The following is a 15,681-nucleotide window of genomic DNA, read 5'->3' as shown; positions in this document are numbered from 1 at the left end:
TCCATGTGTCTATCCATCCCTTCTCAGGTGGTGCAGCTGCACCCAGAAGATAACTGCGTCACCGTCGATACCCTGGGGGTGCAGCGGCGCGTCAGCTGCATGCTGCTCGAAGATCCCCTCAACCTTGGCGACTATGTGCTGCTCCATATCGGCTTTGTGATGAGCAAGATTGACGAAGCGGAGGCGCAGGCCAGCCTCGAGAGCTTCCGCCAGATGGTGGCCCTGATGCCCGATCAGGATATCTTGCCATGCTGACCTTGAATGACCTGTTTCAGGGCTTTCGTCAGCCCGACGTCATCCGCGCCCTCGCCGCCCAGATCACCGAACTGGCCAAGGATCTGCCCGAACCGCTGCGAGTGATGGAGGTGTGCGGTGGCCATACCCACACCATCATGAAGTACGGCCTGCACCAGCTGCTGCCAGCCAGCATAGAGTTCGTCCATGGCCCCGGCTGCCCGGTCTGCATCATGCCCAAGGAACGCATCGATCAGGCCATCGAACTGGCTAGAGAGCCCAACGTCATTCTGGTCACCCTGGGGGACATGATCCGGGTGCCGGGCTCCAAGGGCACACTGGCCCAGCAGCGGGCCAAGGGGAGCGATATCCGCCCCGTCTATGACCCCCTCGATGCGCTGCGCATCGCCAAGGAGAACCCGGACAAAACCGTGGTCTTCTTCGCCATCGGGTTCGAGACCTCCACCCCCATGACAGCCGCGCTGCTGGCAGCAGCCGACGCTGCGGGGGTGGAGAACCTGCTGTTTCATATCAACCATGTGCTGGTGCCCCCCGCCATCCACGCCGTGATGGCCGACGGGGTTGCCAAGGTGAACGCCTTTATCGGCCCCTCCCACGTCAGCGTCATCACAGGCGCCGATATCTACCTGCCCATCGTCGATCGTTATCAGGTGCCTGTGGTGGTGAGCGGCTTCGAGCCGGTGGATGTAATGGAGGCGCTCTTGATGATGGTGCGCCAAAAGGTGGAGGGTCGCTACGCGCTGGAGGTGCAGTACAGCCGCGCCGTCACCGCCAGCGGCAACCGGGCCGCCCAGCGGCTGGTCGACCAATATTTTGAGACCCGCGAGCACTTTCGCTGGCGAGGCCTCGGGGACATCAACGCCTCCGCCCTGCGCCTGCGCGATGCCTTCGCCAGGCGCGATGCGGAGCGCCACTTTCAACTCAGTGAGACCCCCATCGATGACCACAAGGCGTGCCAGTGCGCCGATATTCTGCGCGGGCTGGCCAAGCCCAATCAGTGCAAAGTCTTTGGCCGGGGCTGCACCCCGACCCAGCCCATGGGCAGTTGCATGGTCAGCTCCGAGGGGGCCTGCAACGCCTACTACCGATATATGGGGATCCAATGAGAGAAATTCAGTTAAGCCACGGCGGCGGCGGCGTCGAGATGAATCAGCTGATCAACCAGCTCTTCTTTCGCCACTTTGGTAACGAGATCCTACTGCGCGGTGAAGATGCCGCCCTGCTGCCGGTGAGCGGGCCCGTCGCCTTCACCACCGACAGCTTTACCGTCTCTCCGCTCTTCTTCGAGGGGGGCGATATCGGCAAACTGGCCATCGCCGGCACGGTCAATGATCTCGCCATGATGGGGGCCAAGCCCGAGTATCTGAGCGCCAGCTTTATCATCGAGGAAGGCTTCCCCTACGCCGATCTCACCCGCATCGTCGAGTCGATGGCCGCAGAGCTGGCCAACAGCGGTGCCCGCATCGTCTGCGGCGACACCAAGGTGGTGCCCAAGGGGGCAGCCGACAAGATCTTCATCAACACCAGCGGGGTCGGCACCTTTCCGCTGCCCGAACAGAGCCGGGGCATCTCGGTGCGCAACCTCAAGGCCAGTGACGCCATTCTGGTGTCGCGGGATATCGGCAGCCACGGCGCCTGCATCCTGATGGCCCGCGATGCCCTGCAGCTGGGATCTGATCTCAAGAGCGACTGCACCACCCTCTGGCCGCAGGTAGAAACGCTGCTGAAGGCAGGTATTACCCCTCACGCCCTGCGCGATGCCACCCGCGGTGGCCTCGCCGCCGTGCTCAACGAGTGGAGCAGCGCCTCCCAAGTGGGTATCGAGCTGGAGGAGTCCGCCATTCCGGTCTGCGATCCGGTGCGCGGCCTGTGCGAACTCTACGGTTTCGAGCCCCATGATCTCGCCAACGAGGGGACCATGGTGCTGGCCCTGCCTGCCGAACAGGCGCAGGACGCGCTGGGCATATTGCGGCAATTCAACCCCTCCGCCAGCCAGATAGGCGTGGTTCAGACGAGCGATCGCCACAAGGTGGTGCTCAACAACCCCTGGGGCAGCCGCCGTTATCTGGAGCTGCCGCAAGGGGAACTGCTCCCGCGGATCTGTTGAGCGGCCACGCCGTTTGCCAAACGGATGCATGTCACAAGGAGGGGGAACGGTTCCTCCTCCCAATATCGGTTAAGGAGTCACCATGCACGAAATGTCTCTGGCCATGGCTGCCATCGATCTGGCGGCTGAACAGGCCGCCCAGCGGGGCTTTAACAAGGTGACCGCCCTCTGGCTCGAGGTCGGCAGCTTCTCCTGCGTTGACCCGGACACCATTGCCTTCTGTTTCGAAGCCGCCGCCAAGGGCACCGCCGTCGAAGGGGCCCAGCTGCACTTTCAGCATCAGGCGGCAGAAGCCTGGTGTTACGACTGCAACCAGACGGTCACCCTCACCGAGCGCGGGCAGGCCTGTCCCGAGTGCGGCGGATACAAATTACGAGTCGCGCAAGGCGATAGCCTGCGCATCACCGACATCGAGGTAAGTTGATATGTGTAGCGTATGCGGATGCGGCCAGGCGCGGATCGCCGGCCATGAAGAGGATCACGACCATGCACACCCCCACGCTCACGATCATGAGCACCATCATCACCATGAACATGAGCACGGCCACCCTCATGCCCATGACGCTCATCACGAACATGAGCAGAGCGCACCGCGCACCCTGATCGTTCACCACCACTATCACCATCAGGGGGATGTCCATCACCACTACCACGGGGTACGGGCGCCAGTGGGAGCAGAGGGTCATGAGCACCATCACGATCACCCCCACGACCATCATCATGATCATGCCCACTCTCATGACCACGGCCATTCCCACGCGCATCCCCATGATCACAGCCATGACCATGACCATCAGCAGGGTGATCTGCACTATGGCAAAGGGGAAGCGGGATTGTCGGTCCCCGGCATGGGGCAGCGCCAGCTGATCGCCATCGAGATGGATGTGCTGGCCAAGAACAACAAGCTGGCGGCCCACAACCGCGAACACTTCGATGAGGCGGCCCAGCTGGTGCTTAACCTGGTGTCGAGCCCGGGTTCAGGCAAGACCACCTTGCTGTGCGAAACCCTGCGCCAACTGGCCGACAAGCGCCCCTGTGCTGTGATCGAAGGGGATCAGCAGACCAGTGCCGATGCGGATCGCATTCGTGCCACCGGCGTCCCTGCCGTGCAGATCAACACCGGCAAGGGCTGCCATCTGGACGCCAAAATGGTCCACGACGCCTGCCACCAGCTGCCCGCCAATGAAGGGGGCATCCTCTTTATCGAGAACGTGGGCAATCTGGTCTGCCCCGCCAGCTTCGATCTCGGCGAGAAGTACAAGGTGGCGATCCTCTCCGTCACCGAGGGGGAAGAGAAGCCCCTCAAATACCCGGACATGTTTGCCGCCGCTCAGCTGATGGTGATCAACAAGATTGATCTGCTGCCCCATGTCAGCTTTGACGTGGCACGCTGCATCGAGAACGCCAAACGGGTCAACCCCTATATTCAGGTGATCCAGGTCAGCGCCACCACGGGTGAAGGGATGGATGCCTGGCTCAACTGGCTGGCCACTGCCTGAACCGGTTAAACGCCGCTGATAACGGTAGAAAACAAAAGAGGGAGGCTGATGCCTCCCTCTCTTTTATCTGCGAACCTTGCCAGCCGTTCTATCTGCACCAAATGGCCAGCCTCTCTCACTCGCGTCCCCTCACCCTAGCCCTCTCCCCAGGGAGAGGGAACCGATGAGTGGACACCGATAATGCCCTGCCTGTATCCAGATACGCCGAGGTACATCTTGCTGGTGAACCGCATATTTGCTCCCTTCTCCCCTTGCGGGAGAAGGGTTGGGGATGAGGGGGAACCAACTATCAAGCTGCACTTTCGGTCAGCTCCCCAGATTCGGTCTGCGCCTCACCAAAGCGCAGCACCCGATGGCAGATCTGGCGCAATAATGCCTGCTGGTGACTGAAGACAAGCATGCCAAGCCCGCGCTGTTCGCACTCACGCATCAACTCCCGCCAGAGTTGGCGTTGAATTTGCGGATCCAGCTGGGCGGTCACCTCGTCGGCGACAAGCAACCGGGTGCGGGGATCGAGGGCGCGCAGCAGCGCGATGCGGGCCAACTCGCCACCGGAGAGCTGACCGGGTTTACGACCGAGCCATTCAGGCTTGACCATAAAACGGGCCAGCATGGCGTCATCGGGGCGCCATACATCCCACAGCGCCTGCCCTGTGGTGCGATAGGGATTGAAGGTGAGTTCCGGGTGCTGGGGCACCAGCTGGATTCGTTTGTAGCCTTTTACCTGCTCCGGCAAAGGCTGACCATCCAGCAGGATCTGCCCACCTGCCCGAACCGGTTGCCAGCCCGCCAATACCCGCCCCAGCGTGGTCTTGCCATAACCGCTCGGGGCAGACATCCCCAGCCGCTCGCCCGCTTTCACCGTCAGCGACAACCCCTGCCAGAGAGGGCGTTCCCCCTGGGTGATGGTGAGATCCCGAACTTCAAACATCAGCAGACCTCCGGGGTAACAAAGGGTGAACGGCGTTGTTGCGAGCCCTGAGAGTGAATCCCCGCCATTGCATATTTGCCGCGCAGCAAGCTGCCTGTTTAAGAGACACGAACATCAGGAGACCTCCGGCGCAGAGAAGAGCGCGTTGAACTCGGGCAGCGCCTGCCAGTGGGCACGCAGCATCTCGCTTCCCTGCCCCTGCCGCAGATGGTGGCTGCTCAAGGTATCGCTCACCTGCCCCTGATGCAGCGCGACTATGCGATCGGCAAAGCGGGCCGCCAGCGCCAGATCATGGGTGACCCAGAGGATACCGCTGCCCTGATTGGCCAATTCACGCAACTGGCTGAGCAACAGGCAGGCCAGCCCCTCGTCGAGCCAGGCGGTGATCTCGTCTGCCAGAATGTAGCGGGCGCCGCCAAGCGCCGCGGTGCAGGCCAGAATGCGCTTTGCCATGCCGCCGGAGAGCTGGCGCGGATAGTTGTCCAGGGTGGCCGCAGGCAGCTGGTAGCGCAGCAGTTGCTCGCCGAGCCGCTCGCGAGAACCGCTCTGACCGCACAGACGCGCCGCCCGGCCAAGCTGGCGCTCCACCGTCAGCAACGGATTGAGGGCGCTCACCCCCTGCGGCACATAACAGAGGGTGTGGCCACGCAGACGGGCCCTGCTTGCATCGCACAGAGGCGTGCCATCGAGGGAGATGGTGCCACGCATGCGCAGGTTGTCCGGCAGCAGGGTCAGGGCGCTTTGCAGCAGCAGGCTCTTGCCCTCGCCGCTCCCCCCCACCAGCGCCACTATCTCCCCCGGCGCCAGTTGCAGGCTGATATCGGTCAGCAAAGGCTGCCAGCTGCGTCGCCCCAGCCAGGAGTAGTGGGCGGCCTCTATGGTCACATGGTCAAAACTCAGCATGCTTCACTCCTGTGCCACAGCAGCTGTTGCAGGGCGCGGGTAGCCTGATCAAACAGCAGTACCAGCAGCAGCAACATCAGCCCCGGGAAGAGCGCCAGCCACCAGCCACCACCGGCCAGATAACGCAGGGCATCAGCCAGCAGCAGGCCAAGAGAGGCCTCGTGGGCCGCCAGACCAAAGCCGAGAAAGCTCAAAGCCGCGCTGTGCAGCACCGCATGGGGAAACATCAGCAAGGTGCCGATAAACCACTGGGGCAACAACCCCGGCAGCAGGTGGGTGCGCCAGCGACGTAGCGCCCCCATCCCCTGACAGCGGGCCAGCACCACGTAGTCGCTGCAGGCGATCCGCCGCGCCTCCGCACAGAGGATGAGCGCCAGCTTGGGCCAGTGGGTGAGCGCCACCGCCAGGATCACCCCGCGCATGCCGCCCCCCACGGTAAAGCAGATAAGGATCAGCAGCAGCATATGGGGCAGCGCCAGCATGGCATCAATCACGAGGCGCACCGCCACATCGCATCTGGGATGGATGAGCGAGAGGCTTGCCGCCACCATGGCCAACAGGCCGCTGCACAGCGCCGTGCTGATCCCCAGCTCCAGACTGGTGAGGGTGCCCTGAAATGCCCGCAGCCAGAGATCCCGCCCCATCTGATCGGTACCGAACCAGTGGACCAGCGAGGGCGGCTGCTGGCGGGCCAGCAGATCCATGGGCACATCCTGATGAGAGAGGCTCCAGCCGTAGGCGGCCAGCAACGCCAATCCGATCAGGGCAAAGCCCAGACGCAACATTGAGGGGAGCGGATTAAACAGCATGCTCACCCTCCCAACCCCGGTTGATGCGTGCCAGCAGCACGCTGGCCACCGTATTGCCAATAAAGACCAGCAGGGTGCAGAAGAGCACTATGCCCATCAGCAAGGGGATGTCGCCCCTGAGCCCCGCATCCACGGTCGCCTGGCCTAGCCCCGGATAGGAGAAGACCTTCTCTGCCAAGAGCGATCCGCCAATCAGCTCACCGAGGGATGCAAACTGCAGGCAGAGCGCCGGGGTCAGGGCGTGACGCAGCACGTGAAAACGCAGCATGGGCCAACCGCCATCCCCCTGAGCGCGGGCGTAGCGGATAAAGTCGCTCGCCAGCACCTCGGCCACCCGCCCCCGGGTATGCAGGGCGATGTTGCCCACCCCGAGCAACGCCAACGTGGTCACCGGCAGCAGCAGATGGCGCAATCGCATCAGCCAGTCCGCCTCATCGGCAGAGAGGCCAGGCGTCCAGGCGCAGCAAACCGGCAGCAGCGGCCAGTGCACCGCAAACAGGGCGAGCAGCAAGAGGCCGACCCAGAAGGTGGGCAAGGAGGCGAGCAAGTAAGCAAAGCGGCAGATAAGGCGATCGGGCCAGCGGTTGAGATAGCGACCGGCGCAGAGCCCAAGCAAAATGCCGAAAAAGCCGGAGAGCAGCCAGGCGCCGGCCAGCAACAGGAAAGAGGCAGCAAAGCGGCTGCCTATCACCTGAGCCACAGGCGCGTTGTAGAGCATGGAGTAACCGAGATCCCCCTGCAGCACTTGGCCGAACCAGTGCCAGTAACGCAGCCAGAGCGGCTGATCCAGCCCCCAGCGGGCGGCGATGCGGGCGTACTGCTCGGGCGGCACGTGGAGCAGATCGTTGCCGATATAGGCCTTGATGGGATCTATGGGGGAGTAGCTCAGCAGCACAAAGGTGGCGACAGAGACCAGACACAAGAGCCCTGCCAGACGCAGCAGGGCTTTTAGCAAGATATAACCTGACGTGCTCAAGGGCGAACTTAGCGGCACGTCCACCGCCAGTCAGAGAGGTTGTTGAGCAGGGACCAGCTACCGTGAATTTCCGGCGCCCCCTTGCCAAGGTCGATGCAGCGGTTGGCCAGATACGTGTGCTGCACATTGAGCAGCCAGGCCCAGGCGGCATCCCCCTGCACCCCGGCACCTGTCTTGCCATCCCACTCCACCTGCTGCCAGAAGGGCACCGCCGCCTGCCAGTTCGGGGCATCCAGCGCCTGCTTGAGGTGGCCATCCACCACAGGGTTGCGGTAGTAGCCCGGGTTGTAGAACTCCACGCCGCCCGAACCACTCTGGTAGTGGTGATAGAGCTCCATGGGATCCAGACTCCCCCACCCCATCAGCACCGGATTGGCGTGCATCTCGCGCTCCACCTGCTCCCAGCTGCCGGACTTGAGGCTCACTTCGAGACCGATGGGTTTGAGCATGGCGCGCACCGCTTCCGCCAGATCCCGGCGGGTACTGTCGCCACTGGTGTACCAGAGGGTAAAGGCGGCGCGCAGGGAGCCCTTGTGGCGAATGCCGTCGCTGCCCATCTTCCAGCCCGCCTCGTCGAGCAGGGCGTTGGCATGGGCGGTATCGCCATCCTTGAAGGCGGTGGCTTTGTTCAGCCATGGCAAGCCTTCCACCGCGCTGTAAGCGGGGATGGCGTGCCCTTCCAGCAGTTGATCGGCCAGCAGCTTGCGATCGATGGCGTAGTTGATGGCGCGGCGCACCGCCACATCAGAGGTCACGTCGTTGCCGACGGGATAACCCTGGGCATCCTTGCCGCCCGCAGGGGGGATCGGGAAGACGATGCCGCGGTTCTCCACGCTCGGCCGTACCCACAGCTTGAGCGAGGCAGGCACGGTGGGCGCCAGCGACGGGGGGATGCGCACCAGATCGAGCTGGCTGCTCTGGGCGGCGGCATAGGCGCTCTCTTCATCGATAAAGACAAACACCAGCCGTTTGAAATCATTGTTGCCACCGGCGTAATAGGGGTTCGCCTCAACCACCAGTTGCTGACCGGGCAGGAAGCTCACCAGCCGGTAAGGGCCGGCACCGACAGGCTTTTGAGCGTACGCCTTGGGATCGTAATCCTTCTTCGACACGATACCGAGCGAGCCCAGCACGTTGACGAAGGTGCTCTGGGGGGCACTCAGGGTGATGGCCACCTCGGTAGGCGAGAGCACTTTGGCTGAGACAAAGTTGCCCATGTCGATCTTGCCGCCGCCCTTGGCCGCGCTGTTGTAGGTAAATGCCACATCCTCGGCGGTGAGCGGCGCGCCGTTGGAGAATGTCAGGCCGGGCTTGAGGGTAATGAGCCACCCCTTGCCATCCTTGTTCGGTGTCACCGATTGGGTGAGCAGATCCTGCCAGCTGAGGTCCGCGTTTTGCCTGAGCAGCGGGCTGTGCAGCAGCAGGTAGCTGCCGTGACTCCAGCCAAGCAAGGGGTCAAACCCTTCGGTGGGTTCGGCGCCGATAGCAAGCTTGAGTTCGGCAGGCACAGGTTGGGCGGCCAGTACGGAATGAGAGAGTCCGCCCGAGAGCAGGGCCAGCAAAGTGGCCGCGACGACAGGCACACCCTTGCGGCGGCCATGGCATTGAATGGTCATAAGATTCCTTGTTCGTTTGTACCACTCACCTCGAAGAAAAACGTCAAACGAAGAAGCGAGTGAGGGGCCAAAACGGGCCCCTATTCTAAACTTGATTTCGCGTGAAACCTAGTGGCTATGCCGGTTGGCCACGACGAGCACCAAACAGCCGTCTGCGCCCCAGATCCACGCCGACGGCACCTTGCTGCAGCGGCAAGGAGTGCAGCATTTTGAGGGTGCTGCTCACCAGCGAGCGCCCCTCTTCGGCCTCGAGATGGGGGTCGAGCGGCGACATCAGGGAGCAGGCCAGCAGCTGCCCCGTCTCGGGCAATTCCCCCACCATAAAGGTCATGTTGCCGCAGGGGAGCTGCAGAGCGAGCCGATCGCTGCTGCTGCGCACCGGCCAGAGTTGATCCGGCCCCGGCAGCACCACCAGGCTCAGCATCCAGGGGGTGAGCACGCAGCCGAGCCACTGCTCTTCAAACAACACGCACTCGGCCACGATAGGCATGGTGGCGTGATAGAAGGGCAGCCCTTGCATCTCTTCGCGGGCGATCCGCTCGTACTGGGCCACCAGCAAAGGCGCGGGATTGCTGGCAAAACCGATGAACTCCTGCACGGCTTCAACCTCGCTTAAATGGGACTGCGCCATAGGCCCTCCTGCTCTTGCTTTGCCCGCTCGGCATCGGAGAGCGCAATGGCGGGGGCGCCAACGGCGGCCAGCAGGGTCAAAATCCGATCCTTCGCCTCCCCCATCGCCGCCGCCACCACAGGGGTGAGGCCGATGCGCGGTTCGAGAGATTCAGGCTCTATGCCGATCAAGGTGAGCCGCTTGGGGGATTCCCCCGTCATGTGCAGCGCCGAGAGCACGTCCGCCAGCCCCAGCTGGTGCGGGGAGATCTTGCGGCCAAACAGGGTCGGGATCTCCTCATCCTTCAGGGTCACTACTGTGCCCGGCGGGTTACCGCTGCGCACCGCATCCGCCAAAATGATGTGGTCGCGACTGGCCATGGCTTCCAGCAGCTCCATACCGGCGGTGCCGCCATCCAGCAGCTCGATGCCGGGGGCAAAACGGTATTCGCGCCCCAGCGCCTCGACGAGGCGCACTCCCACTGCCTCGTCGCTCAACAGCAGGTTACCTACGCCCAGGATCAGGGTGTTCATCACAGCACCTTCACCTGAGTCACTTCGCCATTTTGGGTATCCACTACGTGGACCGCGCAGGACATGCAGGGGTCGAACGAGTGGATGGTACGCACCACCTCCAGAGGTTTGGCGGGATCCGCCACCGGCGTCCCTACCAGCGCCTGCTCGTAGGGGCCGGGCTCGTCATTGAAGTTGCGCGGGCCCGAGTTCCAGGTCGAGGGCACCACCGCCTGATAGTTGGCGATCTTGCCCTCCTTGATGACGATCCAGTGGGAGAGCATGCCGCGCGGCGCCTCTTCAAAGCCCACCCCGCGAAACTCCTTGTCCGCCGGGATCTCGGCCTTGATGTAGGCGGTGAAATCCCCCTTGCCGATGTTGTCGACAAGCGCCTTCCACTGGTGCGCCAGGGTGTCTTTCAGCACGCAGCAACGCACCGCGCGGCCAATGATGCGACCCATGGTGGAATGCAGCTGTTCGGTCTTGATGGCAGAGCCGGTGAGCGCCTTGTAGATGCCGTTCAGCTGATCGAAGTGAGCCACCGTCTCCGGGTGCTTGGCGGCGAGCTTCACCAAGAGGTCTGCGAGGGGCCCCACCTCCACCACCTTGCCGTAGAAGGTGGGGGATTTGACCCAGGAGTACTTGCCGTCATCCTGCCAACCGGTGTAGTTGGGCTCAGTTTTGCCCTCCCACGGCTTGAGGGGGGCATCATCCTTGTACCAGGCGTGCTTGTTGCTCTCGGCAATCCCATCCATCAGCCAGGCATCCTGATGACTCACGATGGGGCGATAGCCGGCCAGATTGCCGTTCTCGATATAGCCACCCGGCATCAGGAAGCTGCCGCCGTCGGCATCGGTAGGAAGCTCGGGCACGCTCAGGTAGTGCTTGGCCCCCTGCCCCAGCGCCAGCCACTCGGGATAGTGAGCGGCTATGATGGCGGCATCCACCTTGTAGACCTGCTCGATGAACTCGCCGAGCCGGTCGATGAAGCTCTTCACATAGAGCAGCCGTTCCAGGTTGAGCACGCTTGGCGCATCCAGGTTGATGGGGTTGGCCACCCCGCCCACCGCCAGGTTCTGGATGTGGGGCGTCTTGCCCCCCAAAATGGCGACGATGCGGTTGGCATCGCGCTGGCACTCCAGCGCCTGCAGGTAGTGAGCCACGGCGATGAGGTTCACCTCCGGGCTCAGCTTCATCTCCTTGTGACCCCAGTAACCGTTGGCAAAGATGCCAAGCTGGCCGCTCGCCACCAGGGCGCGGATCTTGTCCTGCACCTTGGTCAGCTCTTCGGCGCTGTTGAGGGACCAGGTAGAGACCCCCTTGAGGATGTCCGCCGCCTTCTGCGGATTGGCCTCAAGCGCCGCCGTGATGTCCACCCAGTCCAGCGCGGAGAGCTGGTAGAAGTGGACTATGTGATCGTGGATATTGTGGGCCGCGATGATGAGGTTGCGGATGTACTGGGCGTTGACCGGCACCTGGGCGCCGATGGCGTTCTCCACCGCCCGCACCGAGGCGATGGCGTGAATGGAGGTACATACCCCGCAGATGCGCTGCACTATCATCCAGGCATCGCGCGGGTCGTTGCCCTTGACGATCTCCTCCATCCCGCGCCACATGGTGCCGGACGACCAGGCCTTGGTGACTATGCCGCCTTCGATCTCGCAGTCGATACGCAGGTGCCCCTCAATGCGGGTGATGGGGTCTATGGTGATACGTTGGCTCATACGTTGGCTTTCCCTCGGGCCTGATAATCTTGGTGAACACGTTCAAGTGATGGCAGTACCGGCAAGAGCCGGATCAGCAGCAAATAGGCACAGACCTCGATGGCGACGAAGCCCAAGGAGATCAGCACTTCCGCCGCGGAGGGGAAGTAGTGATAGCCATTGCCGGGGTTGAAGGCGAGCAGGGAGTAATCCAGTCGCCAGAGGGCTGCGCCCAGCAGCATGCTGAGTGCCCCCAGGAACAACATGCGCGAATCGCGGCGGCTCTTGTCCCAGTGGAACACCAGCAGCGGGAATATCATCAGCGCAATCTCGCTCCAGAACATGACGGCGTAGCGGTTGAACTCTGAGAGATAGGCCGACTTGTCGTTGATGACGATCTCGGCAAAGCGCAGCGCCACAAACAGGATCAGGAAGATGTCGATCACCTGGGTCAGCTTGTAGAACAGCGACTTCTCGTTGGGACCCCGCCCCGCCAGCCCCGCCTGCACCAAAGAACCTTCAAACACCACTATGGAGAAGCCCATGATGAAGGCGGTCAACAAGGAGAAGACCGGCAGCAGCTCGTAGCTTTGCCAGAGCGGATGGATCTTCTCCCCCGCCACTATCATCAAGGATCCCATGGAGGACTGGTGCATGGTGGGCAGCAGGGCCCCCAGCGCCAGGATGAAGAACATGATCTTGTTGAGCCGGGCCATGGAAGTCTTCCAGCCGAACTTCTCCAACAGCACGGGTGCGAACTCTAGCGCCATCACCCCTATGTAGATGGTCATGCAGACCGCTGTCTCGAACAGCACAGAGGAGGTGTTGAAGAAACCCGGAATGTAGAAGTAAGGCAGGTTCCAGTAACGGCCTACATCTATGGTGATGGAGAGGCCGCCCAGCGAATAGCCGAACAAACTCGCCAGCAGGGCCGGTCGCACCAGGGGGTGATACTCGCCCCGGTTGAAGACGTAGACGGCCCAGGCCAGTGCCCAGCCACCGCAGGCAAAACCTGTGCCGATCAGCAGATCAAACGAGATCCACAGCCCCCAGGGATAACCCCCGTTGAGATCGGTGACCGAGCCCAGCCCGAAGATGAGGCGTTTGAGGATCAGCATGCCGCACAGGATGACGAAGGGCGCCAGCACTATGACGGGCCAGCTGACCAGCTTGCCACCGAGCGGATGTGCCTTGTGGTTACTCATGATCCTTGCCTCCCTTGTCAGAACCCGGCTCTTTGCCCTGCCCAGGCGCATGGTCCTCGTCATGAGGGTGCGCTTGATCGTGCTTCTTGGCGTTGCGGCGAATGAGTACCGAGAGGCCGGTCAGCACCACCATGGGCAGCACCATCCCCTTGTAGAGGGTGTGCTGGATATGCTCCGAGCGCGCCCCTGAGGAGAGCTCCGGCAAGTCGGGCATGTCGAGCTTGGTGTAAGGCACCCCGGCCAGTACCAGCACCTGGGTGCCACCGCCCTCTTTCTCGCCATAGACATAGGGCTGGTAGCTCGGCACTTCATGCAGATAAGGGTCGCCCGCAGTGAGGGTCTGGCGCGGATAGGCATACTCGCTGCCCGGGCTCGCCAGCAGGCGGCGCTTGGCCTCGGCCATCAGATCCTCGCGGCTGCCGAAGATGACGGCGCCGGTCGGGCACACCTCGACACAACCGGGCAACTTGCCCTGATTGATCCGCTCAAGCCCCTGCTGGTTGCAGAGCTCGCACTTGTGGATGGCCCCGAACGGGTTGTCGTAGTCATATTTGGGCACATCGAACGGGCAGCCCACCATGCAGTAGCGGCAGCCGGTGCAGACGCTCGGGTCGTAATGGACTATGCCGGTCTTGGGATCTTTTTTAAGGGCCTGCACCGGACAGACGGAGACGCAGTTGGGATCGACGCAGTGCATGCACTGCTTCTTGATGTAGGCATAGCCATCCACCAGCTGATCCTTGTGCTCACCCGTGCCGCTCTTCCACACCTGGATGATGTTGTTGGTGTAGGGGGTCAGCTTGTCGTTGTTGGACCAGGTCGATTCCCCGGCCGGGTTGGCCGGGTTGCCGTTGAGGCGCTGACACTCCGCCACGCAGGCCTGACAGCCGACGCAGAGGGTGGAGTCGTACAACATGCCGAGCGATCCAGGAATGGGCGGCTTGTTCTTGGCCGCCGCCATGGCGCTGCCGGGCACGGCGGCCCCTGCCGCCAGCGCGCTGGCGGAGGCAAACTTGAGGAAATTGCGTCTGTTCACGGTCACTCCTCCCGTGATGGGTGCTGCCCGGCTTCGTGGCGCTTCTGCTGGCGACCGAGTTCGCGCACCGTCATCAGGCTCACCCCCACCAGTACCCCGAGGGCACCACCGATGAGGCCGGTGGCGGTGGGCGACATGTGTCCCCCCTCCTGAATGGCCACGTCGGGTTTCTCCACCCGCGGGGTCGGATTTTCGACCTTGGCGAGCTGGAAGATCCCCTTGCTGAAACCCACCCCCTGTTCGTTGCAGCCGTAGCAGGGATGGCCTATGCCCACCGGCCAGATGCCGCCGCCCACGTCGCAGAACTCCAGGGTCGAGCAGTTGCCGTAGGTCTCGGGCCCCTTGCAGCCAAGATGGTAGAGGCACCAGCCCTGACGGTGGCCCTCGTCACCGAACTCCTTGGCAAAACGTCCCGCATCGAAGTGCGGGCGGCGCTCGCAGTTCTCGTGGATGAGGCGCTCGTAGGCAAACAGCGGACGCTTCTTGCTATCCAGCGCCGGCAACTTGCCGTAGGTGATGTAGTAAGCAACCGTGGTGAGGAAGTTGTGGGGGTTGGGCGGGCAACCTGGGATATTGATGATGGGGGTGCCGATATTGCCGAGGGCCTCCTCCAGGCTGACGGCGCCGGTCGGGTTGCCACCACTGGCGGGCACACCGCCCCAGGCAGAGCAGGAACCGATGGCGATGACGGCAGCCGCATCGGCAGCCGCACGGCGGATATGATCGACTATGGGCTCACCGGCCACCATGCAGTAGACGCCACCATCTTTCAATGGAATGGAGCCGTCCACCACCAGCACATACTTGCCCTTGTAGCGCTCGATGGCATTGCGCTTGTTCTCTTCCGCCTGATGGCCAAAGGCCGCCGAGAGCACCTCGTGGTACTCCAGCGAAATGGTGTTGAGGATCAGGTTTTCTATGGTGGGGTGGGTTGAGCGCAGCAGTGACTCGGTGCAACCCGTGCACTCCTGCGCGCCAATCCAGATCACCGGTGGCCGCTCGGGGCTGGTGAGCGCCATGGCCATCTTGGCCACGGCATTCTGGCTTAATCCCAGGGTTGCGGCCATCCCGGCGCACAATTTCATAAAGTCACGGCGATTAATTCCATGAGCCGATAAAAAATTATCCTCGACCATTCTTCTTATTCCCGTTAGTGAGCACTTGTTTGATAAATGCTTAATAGCGGAAATGCTAAGGACTCCCTTCTCCTCCCGTGTTGATCTCCATCAAGTCGCAGGACATTACCCGGATATATAACTCATCATCATTAATTTAAAAAAACCATATGTAGCATGCAGTTAGCTAACCATACAATGACCCAGCAAAATACCCACAAAGGGTTATATTTATGATTTTATGAATTAACAACATAAAAATCATTCGTTAATTCGCGATGTTAAATAATCAGAACGAAAGCGTTGTCACACTATTTTTAAGACTACTGATGTTATCAGCCCTGAGTGATCACCAGAAAAGAAAGAGGCCGATAAAATATACCTTTATTATTTGTGATCATATA

At 62.0% G+C, this 15,681-nt stretch carries 17 protein-coding genes; 5 read left to right on the top strand and 12 right to left on the bottom strand.

Annotated features, from left to right (window positions below):
* Window positions 1-3: 3 nt before the first annotated feature.
* The 4 genes from BN1118_RS07950 (at window position 4) to hypA (ending at window position 2,786) form a co-directional block, all read left to right on the top strand.
* Window positions 4-255, top strand: coding sequence for a HypC/HybG/HupF family hydrogenase formation chaperone (locus BN1118_RS07950; protein WP_043555405.1), 252 nt, complete (start codon window positions 4-6; stop codon window positions 253-255).
* Window positions 249-1,361: a hydrogenase formation protein HypD gene (gene hypD / locus BN1118_RS07945; protein ID WP_043555403.1), complete on the top strand. Its 1,113-nt coding sequence runs from the start codon at window positions 249-251 to the stop codon at window positions 1,359-1,361. Before BN1118_RS07950 ends, hypD begins: the two co-directional genes overlap by 7 nt.
* On the top strand, window positions 1,358-2,362 hold the full coding sequence (gene hypE / locus BN1118_RS07940) for a hydrogenase expression/formation protein HypE (RefSeq protein WP_043555400.1): 1,005 nt from the start codon (window positions 1,358-1,360) through the stop codon (window positions 2,360-2,362). The genes hypD and hypE overlap by 4 nt, the downstream gene beginning before the upstream one ends.
* A gap of 82 nt (window positions 2,363-2,444) precedes the next feature.
* Entirely contained in the window at window positions 2,445-2,786 is a 342-nt protein-coding gene (gene hypA / locus BN1118_RS07935) for a hydrogenase maturation nickel metallochaperone HypA (RefSeq protein WP_043555398.1), read from the top strand.
* Here hypA and BN1118_RS22240 read toward each other — a convergent pair.
* A complete protein-coding gene (locus BN1118_RS22240) occupies window positions 2,764-3,150 on the bottom strand; it encodes a hypothetical protein (protein ID WP_244463590.1) in 387 nt (128 codons plus the stop codon). The two genes, hypA and BN1118_RS22240, sit on opposite strands and share 23 nt — an antisense overlap.
* On the opposite strand from BN1118_RS22240, the gene hypB reads away from it, so the two are divergent.
* Complete coding sequence (gene hypB / locus BN1118_RS07930; RefSeq protein ID WP_209428868.1) at window positions 3,031-3,861, top strand: hydrogenase nickel incorporation protein HypB; 831 nt, start codon at window positions 3,031-3,033, stop codon at window positions 3,859-3,861. The two genes, BN1118_RS22240 and hypB, sit on opposite strands and share 120 nt — an antisense overlap.
* Window positions 3,862-4,150: 289 nt before the next feature.
* On the opposite strand, the gene BN1118_RS07925 is transcribed toward hypB, so the two are convergent.
* From BN1118_RS07925 to hybO, 11 genes are all read right to left on the bottom strand, one after another.
* On the bottom strand, window positions 4,151-4,792 hold the full coding sequence (locus BN1118_RS07925) for an ATP-binding cassette domain-containing protein (protein WP_043555395.1): 642 nt from the start codon (window positions 4,790-4,792) through the stop codon (window positions 4,151-4,153).
* Window positions 4,793-4,906: 114 nt separating this feature from the next.
* Complete coding sequence (locus BN1118_RS07920; RefSeq protein ID WP_043555394.1) at window positions 4,907-5,695, bottom strand: ATP-binding cassette domain-containing protein; 789 nt, start codon at window positions 5,693-5,695, stop codon at window positions 4,907-4,909.
* On the bottom strand, window positions 5,689-6,504 hold the full coding sequence (locus tag BN1118_RS07915) for an ABC transporter permease (RefSeq protein ID WP_043555392.1): 816 nt from the start codon (window positions 6,502-6,504) through the stop codon (window positions 5,689-5,691). The genes BN1118_RS07920 and BN1118_RS07915 overlap by 7 nt, the downstream gene beginning before the upstream one ends.
* The gene (locus BN1118_RS07910; RefSeq protein ID WP_043555391.1) at window positions 6,494-7,504 is read right to left on the bottom strand and encodes an ABC transporter permease; all 1,011 of its coding nucleotides are present in this window, start codon (window positions 7,502-7,504) and stop codon (window positions 6,494-6,496) included. Before BN1118_RS07910 ends, BN1118_RS07915 begins: the two co-directional genes overlap by 11 nt.
* Entirely contained in the window at window positions 7,489-9,096 is a 1,608-nt protein-coding gene (locus BN1118_RS07905) for an ABC transporter substrate-binding protein (RefSeq protein WP_043555389.1), read from the bottom strand. The genes BN1118_RS07910 and BN1118_RS07905 overlap by 16 nt, the downstream gene beginning before the upstream one ends.
* 115 nt (window positions 9,097-9,211) lie before the next feature.
* On the bottom strand, window positions 9,212-9,727 hold the full coding sequence (gene hybE, locus BN1118_RS07900) for a hydrogenase-2 assembly chaperone (protein ID WP_043555387.1): 516 nt from the start codon (window positions 9,725-9,727) through the stop codon (window positions 9,212-9,214).
* Window positions 9,709-10,239, bottom strand: a complete 531-nt coding sequence (locus BN1118_RS07895; protein ID WP_043555386.1) for a HyaD/HybD family hydrogenase maturation endopeptidase — start codon at window positions 10,237-10,239, stop codon at window positions 9,709-9,711. The genes hybE and BN1118_RS07895 overlap by 19 nt, the downstream gene beginning before the upstream one ends.
* The gene (gene hybC / locus BN1118_RS07890) at window positions 10,239-11,942 is read right to left on the bottom strand and encodes a hydrogenase 2 large subunit (protein WP_043555384.1); all 1,704 of its coding nucleotides are present in this window, start codon (window positions 11,940-11,942) and stop codon (window positions 10,239-10,241) included. The genes BN1118_RS07895 and hybC overlap by 1 nt, the downstream gene beginning before the upstream one ends.
* Entirely contained in the window at window positions 11,939-13,126 is a 1,188-nt protein-coding gene (gene hybB / locus BN1118_RS07885; protein ID WP_042871392.1) for a Ni/Fe-hydrogenase cytochrome b subunit, read from the bottom strand. The genes hybC and hybB overlap by 4 nt, the downstream gene beginning before the upstream one ends.
* Window positions 13,119-14,162, bottom strand: coding sequence for a hydrogenase 2 operon protein HybA (gene hybA / locus BN1118_RS07880; RefSeq protein WP_043555381.1), 1,044 nt, complete (start codon window positions 14,160-14,162; stop codon window positions 13,119-13,121). The genes hybB and hybA overlap by 8 nt, the downstream gene beginning before the upstream one ends.
* A 2-nt stretch (window positions 14,163-14,164) precedes the next feature.
* Window positions 14,165-15,298: a hydrogenase 2 small subunit gene (hybO, locus tag BN1118_RS07875; RefSeq protein WP_042871387.1), complete on the bottom strand. Its 1,134-nt coding sequence runs from the start codon at window positions 15,296-15,298 to the stop codon at window positions 14,165-14,167.
* Window positions 15,299-15,681: the final 383 nt, after the last annotated feature.

Source organism: Aeromonas bestiarum (genome assembly GCF_000819745.1).
Classification (GTDB): domain Bacteria; phylum Pseudomonadota; class Gammaproteobacteria; order Enterobacterales; family Aeromonadaceae; genus Aeromonas; species Aeromonas bestiarum.
This window is presented reverse-complemented; position numbering and strand designations above follow the sequence as displayed.

What these genes read in the sequence shown, in the direction of transcription:
- BN1118_RS07895 (WP_043555386.1), bottom strand. Translation starts at nt 10,239, where the DNA reads ATGAACACCCTGATCCTGGGCGTAGGTAACCTGCTGTTGAGCGACGAG.
- hybO (WP_042871387.1), bottom strand. Translation starts at nt 15,298, where the DNA reads ATGGTCGAGGATAATTTTTTATCGGCTCATGGAATTAATCGCCGTGAC.
- hypD (WP_043555403.1), top strand. Translation starts at nt 249, where the DNA reads ATGCTGACCTTGAATGACCTGTTTCAGGGCTTTCGTCAGCCCGACGTC.
- BN1118_RS07905 (WP_043555389.1), bottom strand. Translation starts at nt 9,096, where the DNA reads ATGACCATTCAATGCCATGGCCGCCGCAAGGGTGTGCCTGTCGTCGCG.
- hybC (WP_043555384.1), bottom strand. Translation starts at nt 11,942, where the DNA reads ATGAGCCAACGTATCACCATAGACCCCATCACCCGCATTGAGGGGCAC.
- BN1118_RS07950 (WP_043555405.1), top strand. Translation starts at nt 4, where the DNA reads ATGTGTCTATCCATCCCTTCTCAGGTGGTGCAGCTGCACCCAGAAGAT.
- hybE (WP_043555387.1), bottom strand. Translation starts at nt 9,727, where the DNA reads ATGGCGCAGTCCCATTTAAGCGAGGTTGAAGCCGTGCAGGAGTTCATC.
- hypA (WP_043555398.1), top strand. Translation starts at nt 2,445, where the DNA reads ATGCACGAAATGTCTCTGGCCATGGCTGCCATCGATCTGGCGGCTGAA.
- BN1118_RS07915 (WP_043555392.1), bottom strand. Translation starts at nt 6,504, where the DNA reads ATGCTGTTTAATCCGCTCCCCTCAATGTTGCGTCTGGGCTTTGCCCTG.
- hypE (WP_043555400.1), top strand. Translation starts at nt 1,358, where the DNA reads ATGAGAGAAATTCAGTTAAGCCACGGCGGCGGCGGCGTCGAGATGAAT.
- BN1118_RS22240 (WP_244463590.1), bottom strand. Translation starts at nt 3,150, where the DNA reads ATGGTCATGGCTGTGATCATGGGGATGCGCGTGGGAATGGCCGTGGTC.
- BN1118_RS07920 (WP_043555394.1), bottom strand. Translation starts at nt 5,695, where the DNA reads ATGCTGAGTTTTGACCATGTGACCATAGAGGCCGCCCACTACTCCTGG.
- BN1118_RS07925 (WP_043555395.1), bottom strand. Translation starts at nt 4,792, where the DNA reads ATGTTTGAAGTTCGGGATCTCACCATCACCCAGGGGGAACGCCCTCTC.
- hybB (WP_042871392.1), bottom strand. Translation starts at nt 13,126, where the DNA reads ATGAGTAACCACAAGGCACATCCGCTCGGTGGCAAGCTGGTCAGCTGG.